The sequence below is a fragment of the Oceanobacillus caeni genome (genome assembly GCF_019037185.1).
GTDB classification, from domain to species: domain Bacteria; phylum Bacillota; class Bacilli; order Bacillales; family Amphibacillaceae; genus Oceanobacillus; species Oceanobacillus caeni.
Map to the genome: position 1 here is coordinate 1 of NZ_JAHHXM010000022.1, position 20910 is coordinate 20910.

Here is a 20910-nt window from a genome sequence, read left to right on the forward strand (position 1 = left end):
GAAAATTTCAACATTCAAATCAAAGACACAAATTAAATGGTTGACTTCTATAATTATTTTTTATGCAACGCTAGTGAAAATAAGTAAAAAATGCATTGACTTTCCTCTAAGGGGAAGTTAAATTATGTTATAAATGTCTTTAAGGGAGTAGAGCCATATGAAGAAACACAACATTGCATTAACTATCGTACTAGTAAATATATTTATTGCGTTTTTGGGAATTAGTCTTGTTATCCCAGTCGTTCCTACCATCATGAATGAATTGCATATATCCGGATCGATTGTCGGCAATATGGTTGCTGCTTTTGCCTTTATCCAACTCCTTGCTTCGCCAATTGCAGGTCGATGGGTTGATAAATTCGGTCGGAAACGAATGATTGTCATTGGCTTGATTATTTTTAGTTTCTCAGAATTGCTGTTCGGTATCGGAAAAACAGTTAGCGTTCTTTTTATTTCGCGCATGCTTGGCGGCGTAAGTGCAGCTTTCATTATGCCAGCGGTAACCGCCTTTATTGCAGATATTACGACGCTCCATACACGCTCTAAAGCAATGGGCTATATGTCAGCAGCTATTTCAACTGGATTTATTATTGGTCCGGGTATTGGGGGCTTCTTAGCAGAAATTCATTCTCGCTTGCCGTTTTTTGTTGCGGCAGGTTTTGCTCTGGTAGCGGCCGTATTGTCGGTTACACTACTTCACGAACCGGAAAGAAACCCTGAACATGAAGAAAATAGTGTGGGGCAAAAAGCTGGTTTAAAGCGAATTTTTGCTCCGATGTATTTTATATCATTTATGATTATATTAATATTCTCTTTCGGTTTATCTTCGTTTGAATCGCTGTTTTCATTGTTTGTCGATCATAAATTTGGTTTTACACCGAAGGATATAGCTATCGCGATAACAGGTGGAGGCATTATCGGGGCCTTTTTTCAAGTTGTGCTATTCGATCGCTTAACGAGACGGTTAGGTGAAATTCGTTTAATCCGATACAGTCTTATATTGTCAACCATTCTCGTCCTTGTATTAACGATTGTTCATCAATATATTTCTGTTTTACTTGTTACCATCACTGTATTTATTGGATTTGATTTAATGCGTCCGGCTGTAACAACATATTTAACAAGAATTGCCGGTAAGGAACAAGGCTTTGTAGCTGGTATGAATTCGATGTTTACAAGTATTGGGAATGTGATTGGCCCTATAATCGGTGGATTGTTATTCGATATCGATCTTGATTATCCGTTTTACTTCGCAACCATTGTTTTAGCAATCGGAATTGGGCTTACTCTTGCATGGAAAGAACCGAAATCCCAAGAGGCTGAAACAATGTAAAATGTAAAACCGTATTCCATGCGATTACAAAGAATACGGTTTTTTCTTTGTTGTCAGGAAATTATAAAATTTGTATGGCTGTAGATAATTTAGATACAGAAATAGCCACGTCCGGCTCCAGCGCCCAGCGACTAGCGAGACTTCCTTCACCTCCGTACGATAAGTCAACATCGGCTCGCTGACGCTCGCCGTGTTTCCTTTATCTCCTACGGCTCAGTCCAGTCCGTACGTCGCTAAACGGGCGCTTCCGCCTTTGTTCTCTAAGCTGCATCATTGGATTTTAGTTCAATATCTGCCATTAGGTTTTCTCGTCGATTCTTGTTACCTTTCCAGAAGAATAGAGCAGTGATTAGAATGGTCATGACGATTCCACCGATATGTGATACATGATATGGTAAGCCAAAACCAAGATTGCCATCATATAAGATATAGGTTAATACCATATCCGTAATGAATAGTGCTGGTATTAGAGCAATGAAATAATTTTTCTTCTTCACAAATAGATACATGGTACCAATCCAAAGAGCAAGTGCAGCGGTTCCTTGGTTGGCAAACGAGAAGTAACGCCACAAAATATTAAAATCAATTGTCGTTAACCAATAAGAAATCACAAACATTGGTATCGCAATAGATAAACGTTTTGCTACTTTCGTTTGATCCATTTTAATATAATCGGCAATGATATTACGTGCTGCACGGAATGCAGTATCACCAGATGTAATTGGTAACACTACTGCGCCAAGAACAGCAATGGTACCACCAATCGCACCAAGTAGGGTCATTGAAACTTCATTAACCACTAGGGAAGCTGTACCTTCATTAATTAACCCTTGAAGCCCTTGCCCATCAAATAAACTCATAGCTGCAGCAGCCCATATCATGGCGATAACACCTTCTGCAACCATCATTCCGTAGAAAATATAACGTCCTTGTTTCTCATTTTGTGTTGTTCTAGAAATAAGTGGTGACTGGGTAGCATGGAAGCCAGATAAAGCACCACAAGTAATCGTTAAGAATAATATCGGTAAAACGGGCAAGCCAGCTGGATGCATATTCGTTAAAGATATTTCGGGAATCTTATAATCGGAGAATAATAATGCTATACCAACTCCAATTGTACCAATTAATAAAACTGCCCCAAAATACGGATATACTCGTCCGATAATTTTATCAATTGGTAGAATGGTAGATAAGAAATAATAGCCGAAGATCATTAAAATAATAGCAATTAAGGCAATCTTTCCATCTATTAAATTGTGTAATAAGGATGCTGGTGTCGTAACAAACACGGTACCAACTAGTAATAATAAAAGTAATGCGAAAATGTTTACTAAATGTTTGGAAATATTCCCCAAAAATTTGCCTGCAAGTTCTGGAATGTGAGCACCTCGATTACGAATCGAAATCATACCAGTTAGGTAATCATGCACAGCTCCCGCAAAGATGGAACCTAACACAATCCATAAAAAGGCAACAGGACCATATAAAGCCCCCATGATTGGACCAAAGATAGGCCCGGTTCCGGCAATATTTAATAATTGAATTAGTGCGTTTTTCTGTTTGTTCATTGGCAAATAGTCAACATCGTCTCGATTTGCATAAGCCGGTGTTTTTCTATCTTCGTTAGGGCCAAAGACTTTTTCAACATATTTTCCATATGTGAAATAAGAAACAACCAATAAAGCTATGGCAATTAAAAATGTAACCATCTTAACTCCCCCTTTGTATGATGGTGCAAACGTTTACATCATCATTTTATATCCTTTCATAAAAAAATACAATAGTTTTAACCGTTTGTTAATCTTGTGAAATTATGTTAGTATACTTGTATACAAGTATACTGGTTTTTGGGGAGTGATGTATTTGAAAGGGCTTTATCCCGAAAAGAAATTATTAGACTCTTCTATTGGACAAGTGGTCGTCGCCGATTTGCGAATGAGAATTATTTCAAAGGATCTAATAAATGGAAGCACTTTATCCGAAAATAAATTATCTGAAGAATACAATGTCAGCCGTTCTCCTATTCGGGATGCTCTAAAGGTACTGGAAAAAGAAGGGTTAGTTCAGTTAAGGAGAATGGGGGCAAAGGTTGTAGGGATTACTGAGAAAGATATTGATGAAATTTATGATGTAAGACTTATAATAGAATCCTTTGTTTTTAATCATTTATTGGAAGCAGATATTAATGATGAGTTAATCAAAGAGTTAAATAAAATATTAGAAATGATGAAAGTTGCATTTAAATATAAAGATGCAGATGAATTTGCATTTAAAGATGTGCAATTTCATGAAACGATCATTCATGCGATTAATCATCGTTATATAAGCGTTCTTTGGTCGAATATAAAGCCAATTGTAGAATGTTTTATTTTATTGGATATGAGACACCGAATGGAGGAAAACTATGAAGACTTTCATCGGGTCATACATAATCATGCACTTCTGATACAATGCATTCAACAAAAGGATAAAAAAATGATGGATGAAGCTTTTTATAAAAATTTTAAAGATGTCAAGAAAAATTCAGATGGTTTATGGGATGATCCAGAATCATTGAAGAAAGCGAGTGAGTATCGTGGATAAAAATAAATACATGCTTGGGGTTGACATTGGCACAACCAGTACAAAAGCTGTGTTATTCCGTGAAACAGGAGAAGTTATTGCAAACGAGAATAATGGATATGATTTGTATAAGCCAGATATATATACAGCTGAACAAGACCCAGAAGAAATCCTTCAAGCGGTTCTTCTATCGATTGGGAATGTGATGAAAAAATCTCAGATTAATCCCGAAGATTTAACTTTCATTTCATTTAGCAGTGCGATGCATAGTGTCATAGCTATGGATGAAAATGACCGAAACATAACACGTTGTATTACATGGGCCGATAATCGTAGTTCCAACTGGGCTAAGAAAATAAATGAAGAGTTTAATGGACATGCTATTTATTCTAGGACTGGAACACCCATTCATCCAATGTCCCCATTATGCAAAATTGCTTGGATGGAGAATGAGGTACCTGAGGTTTCTAGTAAAACAAAAAAATATATTGGGATAAAAGAATATATTTTTTATAAATTATTCAATGAGTATGCGGTAGATTATTCGATTGCCTCTTGTACTGGATTAATGAATTTAGAATCTTTGAGCTGGGATAAAGAAGCATTGAAGGTAGCCGGAATTACAGAGGATAAATTGTCCCGGATTGTTTCGACGAAGGAAGTATTTACTGGATGTGAAAGCTCTTATGCGGAACAGATGGGGATATTAAAAGAGACCAAATTTGTTATTGGTGCCAGTGATGGTGTGCTTTCCAATATAGGTGTAAATGCTATTAAAAAAGGTGAAGTTGCGGTTACGATTGGTACAAGTGGTGCCATTCGAACGGTCGTTCCAAAGCCACATACGGATCCAAAAGGACGGATTTTTTGTTATGCGTTAACGGAAGATCATTGGGTTATCGGCGGTCCAGTAAATAACGGTGGAATTGTATTTCGTTGGATTCGCGATGAGTTGGCGGCAAGTGAAGTGGAAACAGCAAAACGATTGGGAATTGATCCGTATGATGTGTTAACCCGAATTGCAAGTCAGGTAAGACCTGGTGCGGACGGGTTATTATTCCATCCTTATTTGGCGGGGGAAAGAGCCCCATTATGGAATGCAGATGTTCGCGGTTCCTTTATTGGCTTAACCTTAAGTCACCAAAGAGAACATTTAATCCGAGCTTCTTTAGAAGGGGTTATCTATAATTTGTATTCTGTATTTTTAGCATTAACGGAAGTAATGGATGAGCCCGTTACAACTATTAAAGCGACAGGTGGATTTGCTAGGTCTGAATTATGGCGGCAGATGCTTGCTGATATTTTTGATCAAGAGGTAATTGTTCCAGAAAGCTATGAATCATCTTGTTTAGGGGCTTGTTTATTAGGGTTATTTGCACTTGGGAAAATTGATTCCTTTGAAATCGTGGAAGATTTGATTGGGGAAACACACAAACATAAACCGAACCCATCTCATGTTAAAGAATATCGGAAATTAATCCCAATTTTTATCAGTCTTTCCCGAACTTTAGAGATTGAATATGAAAAAATTGCACAATACCAGTCAGAGATAACAAAAGCGTAAGCGTCCTTACAGGCTAAAAACGCGATGTCCTGTCGCAACTTCTTTACTCACACGTTCTGTGCTTGAAACGACGTACGGAGGTGAAGGGAGTCTTGCTTCGGCTTTAGCTCTGAAGCTGTACGCGGCTTTCCTTATGACAAGTTTTAATTAGCATAATTCTTATCTAATAGAAAAAATAACATTTAGTGTACCCTATACATCAAGATTGGAGCTATAAATCATGGAAAATATATTACCCCTAATTGTTGTCGCATTAGGTGTTGTAGTTTTACTTTTTCTAATTACGAAATTAGAAATAAATACATTTATTTCACTTGTTATTACAGCTTTTCTAGTTGCTTTAGGATTAGGTATGCCTTTGGAGGAAATTGTTGAATCCATTCAAGGCGGTATGGGAGGAACACTCGGAAGTATCGCTCTTATATTTGGTTTTGGCGCCATTTTAGGTAAGTTGGTTGCTGATGCAGGTGGCGCGCAGCGAATTGCGAGTACCCTTATCGATAAATTTGGTGAAAAACAAATTCAATGGGCGGTTGTTATTGCCTCCTTTATTATTGGGATTGCCTTGTTCTTTGAAGTAGGATTAGTCCTATTAATTCCAATTGTCTTCCAGATTGCAAAACAATTAAAGGTATCCCCATTATATCTAGGAATACCGATGGCAACTGCATTATCTGTTACACACGGGTTCTTGCCGCCACATCCAGGTCCAACGGTAATTGCCCAGCAATATGATGCAAATATTGGAATGGTATTAGTTTTTGGTATTATAATTTCCATTCCCGCCGTTATTATTGCAGGTCCTTTATTCGCAAAAATCATTCAAAAAATGATTCCTGATTCTTTCAATAAAGCAGGGAATATTGACTCGCTTGGTGAAACAAAAACATTTAAAATAGAAGAAACACCAGGCTTTGGAATTAGTGTGCTCACCTCTCTATTACCGGTTATATTAATGGCTATTTCAACGGTTGTTGAATTGATTCAAGACCTTGGTCATGTTGAAAATAACGTATTCTTTAAAATCATTTATCTAATTGGCGAGCCAACGACTGCTTTATTAATCTCTGTGTTGCTTGCTGTTTATACAATGGGAGTAAAACGGAATATTCCAATGAAACAAGTAATGGCTTCAGCAGAAGAATCTATCCGTTCCATTGGTATGATGCTACTAATTATTGGTGGCGGTGGTGTCTTAAAACAAGTACTAATCGATGGCGGTGTTGGTGATTCTGTTGCAGCATTATTTGCGGACTCCCATATGTCCCCATTATTTTTGGCATGGCTAATTGCTGCAATCTTACGGATCGCGCTCGGTTCTGCAACGGTTGCAGCACTAACAACGGCGGGCTTGGTTATTCCATTGATGCAGGGAAGTGGCATAGATCCGGCTTTAATGGTACTTGCAACAGGTGCTGGAAGCTTAATCGCTTCTCATGTAAATGATGCGGGTTTCTGGATGTTTAAAGAATTCTTTGGTTTAACTTTAAAAGAAACGTTTTCCACCTGGACATTACTAGAGTCAGTCATATCTGTAGTAGGTCTAGTTGGCGTTTTAGTTATTAATATGTTTGTTTAAAGGAAAAGGAAGTGTCTATCATGAAAAACACAATAGGTTTATATGGTTTAGGAGTAATGGGAGCAAGTCTTGCAAGGAATATGGCAAATAAGGGTGAGCAGGTTGCGATATATAACTATACACCTGACTTAACGGATAAATTTGAGAATGAGTTTCCTGATTATGATATAGAAGCCCACTATGAATTAGAGGAATTTGTTCGTTCTTTAGAAACTCCAAGGAAAATATTTTTAATGGTCACTGCAGGTCCAATTGTTGATTCAGTGATTCAATCCCTTGTCCCTCTTTTAGATAAAGGGGATATCATAATGGATGGTGGAAATTCTGATTTTCATGATTCAAACAGAAGATATGAGGAACTTCATAAACAAGGAATTCATTTCATCGGTGTTGGTGTTTCCGGCGGTGAAGAAGGGGCCTTAAATGGACCGGCATTAATGCCAAGTGGTGATCCAGAGGCATATCAACAAGTTGCACCTATATTGGAAAAAATTGCAGCACAGGTGGATGGAAAACCATGTTGTACCTATATAGGACCAAAGGGCTCAGGTCATTATGTAAAAATGGTTCATAATGGAATTGAATATGCGGATATGCAGTTAATTACGGAGGCTTATCAATTCTTGCGTGAAATAGTTGGACTTTCGGTTCAGGAAATCTCAGAAGTGTTCACATCTTGGAATGAAACGGAATTAAAGAGCTATCTTATTGAGATAACTGCAGATATTCTAACGAGAAAAGATGAAGAAACTGGTAACCCGCTTGTCGATGTGATTTTAGATAAAGCAGGTCAAAAAGGTACAGGAAAATGGACAGGCCAAGAGGCATTAGACCTTGGGGTTCCATCAACGATTATGACGGAAGCTGTATTTACCAGATATTTGTCATCAATGAAGGAGGAAAAGGTGTACGCCTCTGAACGTTTAGTAGGTCCTCAAGTGGCGGAAGCTGGACTTGATAAAGAATATTGGATTGATGTTGTGAAAGAAGCGCTGTATATGGGTAAGATTTGCGCTTATGCACAAGGATTTTATCAATATCGTATGGCTTCTAGTCAGTATGGCTGGTCTCTCAATTTGGGGGAAATTGCTTTAATCTTCCGTGGCGGATGCATTATTCGAGCTGACTTTTTAAATACAATTAGTGATGTGTTTAAAGAAAACCCTGAGTTAAGTAACATATTGCTTGCCCCTTACTTTGTGGAAAGAGCTAGTCGTCATCAAGCATCCTTAAGAAAAATTGTAATGAAAGGATTTGAAGCTGGACTATCCTTGCCATGTTTGACGACTTCTTTAACCTATTATGATGGATACCGATCCGCTTCCAGTGCTGCGAATCTTATCCAAGCTCAAAGAGATTACTTTGGAGCTCATACCTATGAACGCATTGATAAAGAAGGAATTTTCCATACAAACTGGCAAAACTAAAGAGTAAGTAGACTTTTATTTAAAGAAGGCATTACTATATCATGCCTTCTTTATTTTTTTATTTTTAGTAGTTTAACCTTTGGAAGAAATCTACTATTTACAATTATGGGGTAGTTAAGATATTATAGTAGAGTAGCTATAATTATCGCTAAATCTATTTAAGAGCGGGGGACCCAATTAATTACGGATATATCCGTGTGGGTGAATCCTTTAAAAGGAAGGGCTTCTATTTTCTCTTAGTCCTAACCCGAAAGCTAACCCCGTCAGCGTTTAAGAGGAAACAAGCGAGAAACATATTTTGAGATTACACAGTGCTTGACACGCAGGTGTCTTTTTTTTTGCGGTTAGGAAAGTATAATAATCTTTCCGGTTTGGGGCTCCGATTACTCGTCCCATCTTAAAGAATTGCAAAAGCGCAACTAAGCATCACCCAAAGGATTGGCAAATGCAAAGTTTTCTAATAATCTCAAAAACAGTGTTAATTTGGATCATCTTGTTTTCCTTGCCTGTACGTTATGTATTTATCAAAATCATCAAGAAGGTGGGGGTTTTATGAAAAAGTTTAAATTAAGTTTGGCTAGTCAAATTTTAATTGGTCTTATTCTAGGTATTATCGTTGGTGGGATTTTTTATGGAAGTGAAACGGCGCAAAGTGTTTTACAACCATTTGGTGATTTATTTTTACGCTTGATTAAACTGATTGTAGTTCCTATTGTTTTATCAAGTATTATCGTTGCTATAGCAGGCGTAGGCGATATAAAGGCAGTTGGGAAACTAGGGATTAAGTCATTAAGTTATTTCATAGGTATGACATTAGTTGCTATTGCTGTTGGATTAATTTCAGCTAATTTATTTCACCCTGGTACGGGATTAAATATGGACGAGCTTGAGCAAAGTGACATATCAAGTTACGTAGATACAACAGAAGAACAGGAAGGGAAATCGATTGCGGATACTCTCCTTCACATTGTTCCTACCAATCCATTTCAATCAATGGTTGAGGGCGATATGCTAGCGATTATTTTCTTTGCTGTAGTATTCGGTTTAGGTATAGCTGCGATAGGTGACAGAGGTAAGCCAGTTCTAAGATTCTTCGAGGGTATGGCACATGCGATGTTCTATGTGACGAACTTATTTATGAAATATGCTCCGGTTGGTGTATTTGCATTAATTGGGGTTACGATTTCTAAATATGGTTTCGAATCCCTTATTCCTTTAGGTAAATTAGCAATTACGGTTTATGGAACGATGATTTTCTTTGTTATCGTTATTCTAGGGATAGTAGCTAAGATTATAGGATTTAATATTTTTAAATTATTGAATTTAATTAAAGAAGAATTACTGTTGGCATTCTCTACTTCAAGTTCAGAAACAGTACTTCCGAGAATTATGGAAAAAATGGAGAAGGCAGGAAGTCCAAAACATATCGTAAGCTTTGTTATTCCAACAGGTTATTCTTTTAACTTAGATGGATCTGTTTTGTATCAAGCGATTGCAGCCTTGTTTGTTGCGCAAATGTATGGTATTGATTTAAGTATCTGGCAACAAATAACCCTTATGTTAGTTCTAATGGTTACATCTAAGGGGATGGCAGGAGTACCGGGTGTATCGTTTGTTGTTTTATTAGCTACATTCAGTACAGTTGGTTTACCTGCTGCAGGCTTAGCATTTATTGCTGGTATCGACCGTATTCTCGATATGGGTCGTACAGTAGTAAACGTTGTAGGTAACTCTTTAGCAGCTCTTGTAGTAGCTAAGTGGGAAGGACAATTAAATCCTCCGGCTGAAGAGTCAATGCATGAAGCATCTTAAATAAAATCCATGCCAATAAAAATACTCTCAAATATTGATTAAGTCAATGTTTGGGAGTGTTTTTATTGGTAGTGTATATTTCCCTGCTCTCTTCTAATAATAATCAAATAAGGGGACAAGTTATTTACCTTAATGATTACTTTATAAAGGAGTTCGAATATCATGAACCGACCAAAATCACGAAAAGAAAGACAATGGAGAGGTCGTAAAAATTCGCAAAACCCACATGGTCAAGTGAAGTCTCTTGATCAATTAGCTGATGAAGCAGGGAAAAATGAAAGTAAGTGACATTTATAGGGGTAACTTATATGGTTAGGAAGACAGGGTGATTAAATCCTGTCTTTATCTATCTAAACGGGCGGTAAGACTTCCACCTAATTTTAATAGATTAATCATGCAAAAGTGAAGATTTATGGTACAATTTTCTAAGCCGATTTATTCGTAATCTATTAAAAAAGGGAGGGGAGTATAATGAAAATTCAAATACAAGATTTATATCATGGAGCGGTTCTTTCACAAATTTCGGAGCATCCTTCCTTTCATGCTTTGAAAAAAGTAGATTCAGAGTACGGTCATTATTTAGTGAATCAGGATACTAGATTATTTGTGAAATATTTAACGAAGAAGTCTTCACCATGGAACTTTAAATTTAGCGTTTCCGAAATGCAATCGATACAACATGTCATGAAAAAAACAAATAATGTCTTCTTATGTTTGGTATGTGGGCAAGAAACCATTTGCGCTTTAAATAAAAATGAGTTAAGGAATCTAATAAACTTAAATTCTGCAGAAACCCAATATATCATTGTAGAGGTCCCAACTGGTGGCTCCATGCATGTAAAAGGCACGACAAGAACTCTAGAAAGAACACTTCGACATAATTCCTTTCCGGGTAAACTATTTGAAGAGACATTGGAATTAAGCAATAGTTAACGGGAATGTAAACCCCTTTAAATGTTTAAACTCAACATTTAAAGGGGTTTTTATATTTATCCCACCTAAACGGGCAGTAAAACTCCCACCTCAAGCTTCTGTGGAATAAAAGTCCCCACTGATGGAAGTCCTTTTTATAAAAGTAAGACTATTCTGCAAAGAGGTTTTCATGTATTGTATTCTTAAAGGAGGTTGTTGATGAGGAAATTAACTGTCATGGCACTTATCCTATACTGTGCACTATTTATTCCTGGAGTTGTATCAGCAAATGAAAATCTAACACCATCAGGTATTCCATTTAAGGATTTGGAAAGTTATGTAGATGAGTATGTAGAGGAATTTATTGGGGAAACAACAGCGGGTGCTAATGTTGTAGTCGTTAAAGATAACCAGATCGTTTTATCAAAAGGGTATGGATATGCTGACATGAAAAGCAAAATTCCAATGGATCCAGGAACTTCTGTTTTGGAATGGGGTTCGGTAACTAAATTGTTTGTTTGGGTATCGGTCATGCAATTGGTGGAGCAAGGGAAAATCGATTTGAATGAAGACATTCGCCATTACTTACCTGAAGGATTTTTGACGAAATTAACGTATGATGAACCGATAACGATGTTGCATTTGATGAACCATAATGCTGGGTTTGAGGATCGAATATTTGACCTTGGTTATGCTTCAAAAGAAAAGGTAGAGTCTTTAGAAGAGGGGTTGAAAAAGGCAGAACCGAATCAAATTTATCCTCCAGGTGAAGTGGTTGCTTATTCTAACTTTTCTACATCACTTGCGGCTTATATTGTTGAGCGGATTACAGAAAAGGAATTTGATGAATATGTTTCTGAAAACATTTTAGAAATAATTAATATGAACCATTCGTCGATTCATTTGCCCAAAGAGGAAAATGAAGAGATTATTCAGCATGTCACCAAGGGGTATGAACTTATAGGAATTGGAGAATTTCGAGAATCCACTCCATTTTATATGTCGATGTATCCGAGTGGTGGAATGAATGGTACGACAGACGATTTAGCAAAATTTGCGATGGCACTGATGCCACAAGGAAATAAAAAAAGTATTTTATTTGATGAATTAGACACGTTAGAACAAATGCTATCTACCAGTTATTCTGCAAACGACAATGTACCGGGAATTGCTCACGGTTTTTGGGAAGTTGATGGGAAGAAAAAAGGTTTTGCTCATTCAGGAAATACCGCTGCTTTTTCTAGTAACTTTCACATCGTACCAGAAGAAAATTTTGCTGTTATTGTATTAACGAATCAAGCTGGGGAAGCGGATATAACGTTTGGGTTGACTAAAGCATTAATAGGTGAGAGTGTATTTCATCCTGTAGCAAATGCCCCAGATTCTTTCGATGTAGAAGGAACCTATATAAGTGCACGTAGAACAGATAGTGGATTTCTCCATCTTTATTATTATTTGACACCATTAAAGGTCAAATCTTTAAATGAGAATGAAATCCAAATAAGCGTGATGGGAATGAAGGGGAATTATATTCAAGAAGAACCTTATACGTATCGATTCGTCAATGGGGATTCTGTTTTTCTCCCAATGCAGACACTTTATTTTCAAGTGGATGAAGGGGTGGTAAACCAAATTTCCACAACTTATTCAGATTTTTTACCAATGGATAAAAAGGGTGAAATGCTTGCCGCACATGGTATTTTATTTCTATATTGTATCGTGTTTTTTCTTGTTACTGCACTGATTCTGTTGGTTCGCTGTTCCTTACATTGGCGGAAGAAAAAAGCTTTTTCAATCATGATGAGGTGGAATGCTGCATTGCACCTATCAGGAATGGCATTAGTTGTGAATGTGATGGTACTTATGGGACGAATGTTAGTGAATAGTAATCGTGCTTATTCTGAAATCATCATTCACTTTACCTTAAATTACCTTTTTACCTTTACTTGTCTTCTTTCTATGTTTTTCGTTATATGGAATTGGAGGAAAGAAACTTTGACGAAATGGCGTGTTATTGTCTATTCTTTGTCCATGTTAAGTAGTATGCTTCTGATAACGTTACTTATATATTGGCAATTTTATTTTTAATGGGATGGAAGGATAGGTTTTCCCACTTTCATTTAAAAAAACTGCCTACATTTCTGTAGACAGTTTTTTAAATGAAAGTGGGAAGTACTTATGTCCTATTAAAATTACTCTTGTTGTAATTCAGAACCTGATCCAGAGTCGGGATTCTCGGGACTTAATTCTGGGTCTTGTTCAGAATTTGGATCTTCAGGATTCTCTGGTTCTTCTACGTCGGAATCAGGATCAGATGCAGGATCCTCTTGTTCTGGTTCGGATTCTAATCCAGGGTCTGTTTCTGATCCAGGATTTGTTTCACCTGTACCAGGATCTACTTCCGTTTCTGGTGGGGGTTCCATATTATCCTTATTTTCATCCTCATTCGTTTCTCCTGAACAAGCAGCTAAAGTCAATGCAGTACCGATAGAAATTGCACCTACGATGATGTTTTTAAATTTCATTTTAGGTCTCCTCTCTCAGTCTCAGATTTTTAACTTCTACTAAAGTATAACAAAGCATTGTAAAAAAACTGTGGTAAAGCAATGACAACCTAATAACAAAAGTATGGCAAGAATTGGAAATGGGGTTAGTAGGTTTTTGACGCTTTGAGACCCATCAATAAGCAGGTTTTATCAGGATGAATAGGTGGAGGGTTGTATTATTCTATTCATAAATTTGTAATATTTCTAATTATGATAAACCTGTCCCTGTATCCCTTTTTTTAATAATGTTAGCCTAATGTGAATCCTACTGCATATATATTGTAGTAGTATCAATGCTTAAAGGAGGTTTTCCATTGAGTGATTTGTTAAAAAGTCTTATATCAGGAGGTCCAAAGGGTTTTGAAGAAGCTAAGCCAAGTTTTAATTCGCAAGAAGCCCTAGACGAGGCAAACCGTTGTCTGTACTGTTATGAGGCACCCTGTATAACAGCTTGCCCGACTGGTATTGACATTCCAAGTTTTATTAAAAAAATTGCATCTGGAAATATGAAGGGTTCGGCAACAACGATTATGGAAGCTAATCCTGTCGGTGCAAGCTGTGGGAGGGTTTGTCCAACGGAAGAGTTGTGTGAAGGCGCTTGTGTACTTAATCATTCTACTAAGCCAATTCCAATTGGTGATTTACAAAGGTATGCAACGGATTGGGCAATTAAAAATGAGCAAGTTTTATTTAAAGCAGGAAAAAGCAATGGAAAACATATTGCTATTGTCGGTAGTGGGCCAGCAGGGTTATCTGCTGCTCGTGAGCTAGCTCGTTTAGGTTATGAAGTTACTATTTTTGAAGCGAAAAGTGAAGCGGGTGGTCTTGATACATTTGGAATTGTTCCTTTCCGCCTTCCGAAAGATATTTCACTTTGGGAAGTCGAGCAAGTGGAAAAGCTAGGTGTCACCATTCGAACGAATATGGAAGTAGGTAAAGATATTTCTGCTGACGAGCTATTGGAGAAATACGATGCTGTTGTACTTGCAATAGGAATGTCTAAGGTACCAATGTTAGGCATTGAAGGAGAAGAATTAGCCGGAGTTTACGATGCCATTGACCTCGTAGAACGTACGAAAAATGGGATTTATGAAAAAGAGTTTATTGGAAAGCGGGTTGCAGTAATAGGTGCAGGTAATACTGCGATTGATGGAGCGACAACATCTGTCAGACTTGGGGCAGAAAATGTAAAGATACTTTACCGTCGAACAGAGAAAGAAATGACAGCTTATGATTTTGAATATGAATTTGCCAAACAAGATGGTGTGGAATTTAGATGGCTTACTAATCCGAAGCGTCTAATTAGCGATGAAAATGGGCATGTCAAACAAATGGAATGTGTCAGGATGGAATTACAAGCCACAGAAAGTGATGGACGTCCACGACCGGTTGAAATAGCAGGTTCAGAGTTTTTGATGGATGTCGATATCGTTGTAAAAGCAATTGGACAAACAAGGCATATGAAGATGATTGAAAGTTTTGGCTTAGAACATATTGGTGGAGTTGTAAAAGTAGACGAGGAGTCTTTTATAACATCTAATCCAAACGTATATGCTGCTGGGGATGTTATTTTTGGTAAAGGGATTGGAGAAGCGATGGTTGTTACTGCAGCCCAACAAGGAAAAGAAACCGCATTATCCATTCACCAACGTTTCAAAGAATATACGGCTGAGCAAGTTTGAGAATAAACAAACCTTAAACAGGAGGATGAATATGGCTGATATTAGTATTAATTTTGCTGGAATCAAATCATCGAATCCATATTGGTTAGCATCGGCACCACCGACAAATACCGGTTATCAAGTCCAGCGTGCATTTGAAGCAGGTTGGGGCGGGGCAGTATGGAAGACATTAGGCGAACCGATATTAAATGTTACCTCTCGCTTTGGTGCGCTTCATTTTAATGGTCAGCGTGTGGCTGGATTTAACAATATCGAGTTAATTTCAGATCGTCCCCTTGAAGTAAACTTAAAGGAAATCTATGAAACAAAGAAAATGTATCCTAAACACGTTATTATAGCATCATTAATGGTTGAGCCGACACGAGAAAAATGGCATGAAATTGTGAAAAAGGTACAGGATGTCGGGGTGGATGGAATTGAGTTAAACCTAGGCTGTCCACATGGTATGTCAGAGCGCGGAATGGGTTCGGCTGTGGGGCAGCATCCTGACTTAGTAGAAATGACTACAATGTATGCGAAGGAAGCTGCCGAAGTTCCCGTTATTACAAAATTAACACCAAATATTACCGATATTAGAGAAACAGCGAAAGCGGCAGTCCGTGGTGGGGCAGACGCAGTTAGTATGATTAATACGATTAATAGTCTGATAGGTGTTGATTTAGATACATGGAATCCGGTACCCCATGTGAATGGGCAAGGTGCACATGGTGGTTATTGTGGTCCAGCCGTGAAGCCAATTGCCTTAAATATGGTTGGAGATTGTGCTAGAAATCCAGAAATTAATATCCCAATTTCAGGAATCGGCGGAATTTCAACTTGGCAGGATACCGTAGAATTTATGCTGATGGGTGCAGGAGGGGTACAAATTTGTACTGCAGCAATGCATCATGGATTTCGAATCATCGAGGATTTAACGGAAGGATTATCGAATTATTTAGATGAAAAAGGAATTGATTCATTAAGTGATATCATCGGGGCTTCTGTCCGGAAATATACAGACTGGAGTGATTTAGATCTAAATCATAAAGTCGTTGCCCGCATTAACAATGATATTTGCATTAATTGTAATAAATGTCATATTGCCTGTGAGGACACCTCCCATCAATGCATTGACATGTTAACAGATGAGAATGGAAGTGATTATCTAAAAGTAAGAGAGGATGATTGTGTAGGGTGTAATCTCTGCTCTATAGTCTGTCCTGTAGATGGAGCAATTGATATGATTGACCTTACACCAACAGAGCCACCAATGTCATGGAATAATCGTCAAGCAGCTATTCAAATGCTACAGAAAGCTGATTCATAATGATATCGATGAAAAAATAAACTTTTAAGAGGTTGTTCAAAAAGTCCGGTGAAAATGACACTTCGCATTTCTTCGTTGGCTTGCTTTTCCGCTACTCACGTATTAATTGCATACGTTCCGTTCCTTGGAAAAGAAGTGCACTTTTCCTGCGTGCGATGTGGAATCGGAGAAGCTTTTTCTAGTGCTCAAAGCTACGCCGCCTCGAACTGCGACGCACAGGACGTGCTAGTGTCGGCGTTGCAACAGGACGTTGCGCTTTTAGCCGACCTTGGTCCTTTTCATCCTCCTTTTTGAACAAGTACTTTAAGTAATATTATCAAAGGAGGAATTTTAGATGAAGAAAATTATTAAAAATGGAATGATTGTCACGGCGACAGATACGTACCAGGCTGATATTTTAATTGAAAATGAAAAAGTTAAAGCAATTGGCCAGGGGTTAAGTGATGTGTACGCTGAAGTGATTGATGCTTCAGGGCTTTATGTATTTCCTGGAGGAATTGATCCACATACCCATATGGAAATGCCTTTTGGTGGGACAGTAACAAAGGATGACTTTGAAACAGGAACGATGGCGGCTGCACATGGGGGAACAACAACGATTATTGACTTCTGTTTAACGGAAAAAGGAAAAACATTAAAGAATGCGCTAAGTACGTGGCATCAAAAATCAAAAGATAAATCGGTTATTGATTATGGATTCCATTTGCAAATTGTAGAAGCAAATGAAAGCGTTTTGGAGGAGATTCCTGTTGTAATTGAAGAAGAAGGTGTCACGTCTTTTAAAGTATTTATGGCGTATAAGAATGTATTACAGGCTGATGATGAAACATTATACCAAACGTTGACAACTGCGAAAAAACATGGCGGCTTAGTGATGGTTCATGCAGAAAATGGGGATGTGATTGAACATTTGACAAAAGAAGCTTTGCGTAATGGAAACACCGAACCTATTTATCATGCATTAACCCGCCCGCCTGAATTAGAAGGGGAAGCGACAGGACGTGCGGCGAAGCTAACCGCGCTTGCTGACTCACAATTATATGTGGTGCATGTTACCTGTAAAGAAGCGGTGGAACAAATTGCCGAGGCGCGTAGTAAAGGATTTAATGTGTTCGGAGAGACGTGTCCACAATATTTAGTACTTGATCAAAGTTATTTGGATCAACCTGATTTTGAAGGTGCGAAATATGTGTGGTCACCTCCATTACGAGACAAATCCAACCAAGAAGTACTTTGGAATGCACTGAAGAGTGGGCAGCTACAAACGATTGGTTCGGACCATTGTTCCTTTGATTTTGATGGACAAAAAGATTTAGGGAAAGGTGATTTCACAAAAATTCCTAATGGTGGACCGTTTGTAGAAGACCGGTTTAGTGTTCTATTCTCAGAAGGTGTGAAAAAAGGACGTATTTCGATAAATCAATTTGTAGATATGGTGTCGACTCAAAGTGCAAAACTGTTCGGTTTATTCCCGCGTAAAGGGACAATTGCTCCCGGAGCGGATGCCGATATCGTTTTATTTGACCCAAATGCAGAGCGTACCATTTCTGTAGATACACACCATTCAGCTGTTGACTATAGTGCGCTAGAAGGAATGAAAGTGACAGGAGAGCCTGTAACGGTTTTATCTCGCGGTGAATATGTCGTGAAGGATAAGGAGTTTGTAGGTAAACCTGGAGCAGGTAAATTCTTAAAACGTGAAAAATACAATTCTGATGCACTTCAGCGACAAGAGGAAACAGCTACAGGTCGATAATCTTATACTATAAAAAGAATGACTCTTTAAATGAGTACCCGAACAGAGAGAAAACGCGTTATTCGGTTATTCGGTCACTCATGGATGAGATGAGTACCCGAACAGAGAGGAATCCGCGTCGTAGGGTCACTCATGAGGGTGATGAGTGCCCGAATAAAGAAGAATCCGCATTGTAGGGTCACTCATGAGGGTGATGAATGCCCGAATAAAGAAGAATCCGTGTCGTACGGTCACTCATAAGTGTGATGAGTGCCCGAATAAAGAGGAATCCGCGTCAATCGGTCACTCATGAGGGTGATGAGTGCCCAAATAAAGAAGAATCCGCGTCGTAGGGTCACTCATGAGGGTGATGAGTGCCCGAATAAAGAAGAATCCGCGTCGTACGGTCACTCATGAAGATGATGACTGCCCGAACAGAAAAGAAACTGTGTCAATCGGCCACTCATCAACTCAATGAACACCCGAATAAGACAAAGATACAGAATATGATTAGTTAACTAATCTAGTTATCTTGTAAACTTCCTAAACTATTTTCTGCATAACCGATTAAATTTGACCGAGTAGCTTACCTGATCTCCACCCGTAATGAAACAACTGGCGGGTTTGGAAAACATGGCATTCCCTATTTAGTGAATGCCAAGGTTACACTTAGGTGGGAAGAGAAAGATTCATATTTTCCTACCTAAGAAAAAAATAAACGGGAAGAAGGTCGATTGTCTTGCAGGAGAAAAAGAAGGGTAGTTCTTACTTGAAGTCAAAAGACTTGCTTCCAATCCACCACAATGAGAGAAAGATAGGTGTTCGGGGATTTTTTATGATGTGGATTGGGATGGCGATTCTGCTGGCAACTTTCGACATTGGTGCATCAGGTATACAAGGTATTTCGTTGCCATGGGTTGTGTTGGCAACGCTAATCGGTTGTGTTGCTATCGGTGCCTTTATTTCTCTAATTGGTGATATCGGGGTAGAACATGGATTGTCATTTCCAGTCTATATGAGGGCACCGTTTGGAACAGTGGGGACACACATTCCGTCCGTTACAAGGGCGGTAACAGCTTCCTTTTGGTTTGGGTTGAATACGTATTTTGGATCAACTGCTATCAATGCGATATTAAATACGATGAATCCGAGTTTTGATAATTGGCTTTTGTGTTACATTGTGTTTGCATTATTCCAGCTGATTAATACGGCATCTGGAATTAAGTGGGTGGAACGATTTGCTGATTTAGCAGCCCCGATTATTGTCATTTTTTCTTTAATAATATATCAAACACTAACGACGGAAATCACCAGGCAAGGAAGTAATGTCTGGGACTGGGTAGCAAGTCCGGTGACTGGAGGGGTTGCTATTACTGCGTTTATGGTAGTTATTTTTGCGAATATGGGATTTTGGGCAACGCTGGGATGTGATATCCCGACCATTTCACGTCATTTTAAGGCGCCTAGATATGAAAGAAATTGGTTTAAGCGAAATAAAACAACGCTTATTGGAACTCTCATTGCTATGCCTATAACAGAAGCATTTATGATTATGATTGGTGCGGCTGCTTTTATTGTGGCGGGTACTTCTAATCCGGTTACGGCTCTTCAAGATACTGCATCTGGTTGGATGTTGGCAATGTTACTTCTTATGATTGTTTTAACACAATGGTCTACGAATACTGCAGCTAATGTTTTGCCCGCTGCTGCAATATTCTCTAATGTGTTGGGTCCGAAAGTTTCTCATGCGATTGCTGTCTTTGTCGTTGGAATTGTGGGTACGATTATACAGCCTTGGAGTGTTTATGAAATATTGACCCAAGTTCTTTTAATTATCGGTGCTGTGTTATCGTCCGTTAGTGGAATTCTCTTTGCCGATTATTATTTATTAAGAAAACGAAGGGTGAATGTCCCCGATCTTTTTGATACAGAAGGTCAGTATCGCTTTAATGGGGGCGTAAATATTGTTGGATTTATTTCTTGGGCTGTTGGTGGTGTGATTGCAACGATATTTATGACGTATTCCTTTATCATTGGTTTCGTGATTGCAGCTGTCATCTACTATATATTTTCGAAATATTGGTACTTTAGGAAATTCCCGCAAGCTGAAATTTCTTATCCGAGTGATAATGACTATTTAGGGATTACTGTAGGACGGGATTGGTTTATTGTAACTGATTCAAACCTTGATTATAAGAGTGAAGAAGGAAAGTAAGGTAGGAGGGGGATCGATTTGTCGAACTATGAGGATTTTATAAAAGAAAAACAAGTGATTGATGAATTGGTAAAACAAAATTATGTTATTAAAAACATTCAAGGAACCTTAGAAGGTGATGTAGTTAAGTTTGAAAAGCTAGGTAACACCGCTGCTAGGAAGTCCATTCGACTAACCAATCCTGATAGTAGAAAGTATGTGACGACGCTATTGATTAAGGGAAAGTAAAGATTATAG

16 protein-coding genes and 1 riboswitch are annotated in these 20910 nt (G+C 38.2%); of the genes, 14 read left to right on the plus strand and 2 right to left on the minus strand.

Translation table 11 applies throughout. The annotated features are described in order from the left end of the window. Positions 1-157: 157 nt before the first annotated feature. Positions 158-1333, plus strand: coding sequence for a multidrug efflux MFS transporter NorA (gene norA / locus KM885_RS12005; protein ID WP_216884043.1), 1176 nt, complete (start codon positions 158-160; stop codon positions 1331-1333). Between the two features lie 260 nt (positions 1334-1593). Here norA and KM885_RS12010 read toward each other — a convergent pair whose 3' ends face one another. Next, positions 1594-3042, minus strand: coding sequence for a carbon starvation CstA family protein (locus tag KM885_RS12010; protein ID WP_216884044.1), 1449 nt, complete (start codon positions 3040-3042; stop codon positions 1594-1596). Between the two features lie 148 nt (positions 3043-3190). On the opposite strand from KM885_RS12010, the gene KM885_RS12015 reads away from it, so the two are divergent. The 8 genes from KM885_RS12015 to KM885_RS12045 all read left to right on the plus strand — a co-directional run bounded on the left by KM885_RS12015 (position 3191) and on the right by KM885_RS12045 (position 13277). Next, a complete protein-coding gene (locus KM885_RS12015) occupies positions 3191-3916 on the plus strand; it encodes a GntR family transcriptional regulator (RefSeq protein ID WP_047184313.1) in 726 nt (241 codons plus the stop codon). A 10-nt stretch (positions 3917-3926) separates the two neighbouring features. Beyond that, a complete protein-coding gene (gntK, locus tag KM885_RS12020; RefSeq protein ID WP_047184389.1) occupies positions 3927-5459 on the plus strand; it encodes a gluconokinase in 1533 nt (510 codons plus the stop codon). Between the two features lie 220 nt (positions 5460-5679). Beyond that, a complete protein-coding gene (locus KM885_RS12025; RefSeq protein ID WP_216884045.1) occupies positions 5680-7038 on the plus strand; it encodes a gluconate:H+ symporter in 1359 nt (452 codons plus the stop codon). A 20-nt stretch (positions 7039-7058) separates the two neighbouring features. Then, entirely contained in the window at positions 7059-8465 is a 1407-nt protein-coding gene (gnd, locus tag KM885_RS12030) for a decarboxylating NADP(+)-dependent phosphogluconate dehydrogenase (RefSeq protein WP_216884046.1), read from the plus strand. Between the two features lie 136 nt (positions 8466-8601). Beyond that, positions 8602-8749, plus strand: a riboswitch (cyclic di-AMP (ydaO/yuaA leader). 268 nt (positions 8750-9017) lie between these two features. Beyond that, positions 9018-10277 carry a cation:dicarboxylate symporter family transporter gene (locus KM885_RS12035; RefSeq protein WP_204798185.1) on the plus strand — a complete coding sequence of 420 codons (1260 nt, stop codon included), beginning with the start codon at positions 9018-9020 and terminating at the stop codon, positions 10275-10277. A 162-nt stretch (positions 10278-10439) separates the two neighbouring features. After that, entirely contained in the window at positions 10440-10565 is a 126-nt protein-coding gene (locus KM885_RS17935) for a DUF6254 family protein (RefSeq protein ID WP_222115734.1), read from the plus strand. Between the two features lie 183 nt (positions 10566-10748). Beyond that, positions 10749-11210 carry a hypothetical protein gene (locus KM885_RS12040; RefSeq protein ID WP_047184309.1) on the plus strand — a complete coding sequence of 154 codons (462 nt, stop codon included), beginning with the start codon at positions 10749-10751 and terminating at the stop codon, positions 11208-11210. Between the two features lie 198 nt (positions 11211-11408). Continuing rightward, complete coding sequence (locus tag KM885_RS12045; RefSeq protein WP_216884047.1) at positions 11409-13277, plus strand: serine hydrolase domain-containing protein; 1869 nt, start codon at positions 11409-11411, stop codon at positions 13275-13277. A 104-nt stretch (positions 13278-13381) separates the two neighbouring features. On the opposite strand, the gene KM885_RS12050 is transcribed toward KM885_RS12045, so the two are convergent. Then, entirely contained in the window at positions 13382-13714 is a 333-nt protein-coding gene (locus KM885_RS12050) for a hypothetical protein (RefSeq protein WP_047184308.1), read from the minus strand. Positions 13715-14049: 335 nt separating this feature from the next. Here KM885_RS12050 and KM885_RS12055 point away from each other — a divergent pair, with 335 nt between their 5' ends. The 5 genes from KM885_RS12055 to KM885_RS12075 all read left to right on the plus strand — a co-directional run bounded on the left by KM885_RS12055 (position 14050) and on the right by KM885_RS12075 (position 20901). Beyond that, the gene (locus KM885_RS12055; RefSeq protein ID WP_244987007.1) at positions 14050-15417 is read left to right on the plus strand and encodes an NAD(P)-dependent oxidoreductase; all 1368 of its coding nucleotides are present in this window, start codon (positions 14050-14052) and stop codon (positions 15415-15417) included. 31 nt (positions 15418-15448) lie between these two features. Then, entirely contained in the window at positions 15449-16723 is a 1275-nt protein-coding gene (gene preA / locus KM885_RS12060; protein ID WP_216884048.1) for an NAD-dependent dihydropyrimidine dehydrogenase subunit PreA, read from the plus strand. A gap of 334 nt (positions 16724-17057) precedes the next feature. Beyond that, positions 17058-18479 carry a dihydropyrimidinase gene (hydA, locus tag KM885_RS12065; protein WP_047184305.1) on the plus strand — a complete coding sequence of 474 codons (1422 nt, stop codon included), beginning with the start codon at positions 17058-17060 and terminating at the stop codon, positions 18477-18479. Between the two features lie 718 nt (positions 18480-19197). Continuing rightward, the gene (locus tag KM885_RS12070; protein ID WP_060668053.1) at positions 19198-20673 is read left to right on the plus strand and encodes an NCS1 family transporter; all 1476 of its coding nucleotides are present in this window, start codon (positions 19198-19200) and stop codon (positions 20671-20673) included. Positions 20674-20691: 18 nt separating this feature from the next. Beyond that, positions 20692-20901, plus strand: coding sequence for a hypothetical protein (locus KM885_RS12075; RefSeq protein WP_047184303.1), 210 nt, complete (start codon positions 20692-20694; stop codon positions 20899-20901). Positions 20902-20910 lie beyond the last annotated feature (9 nt).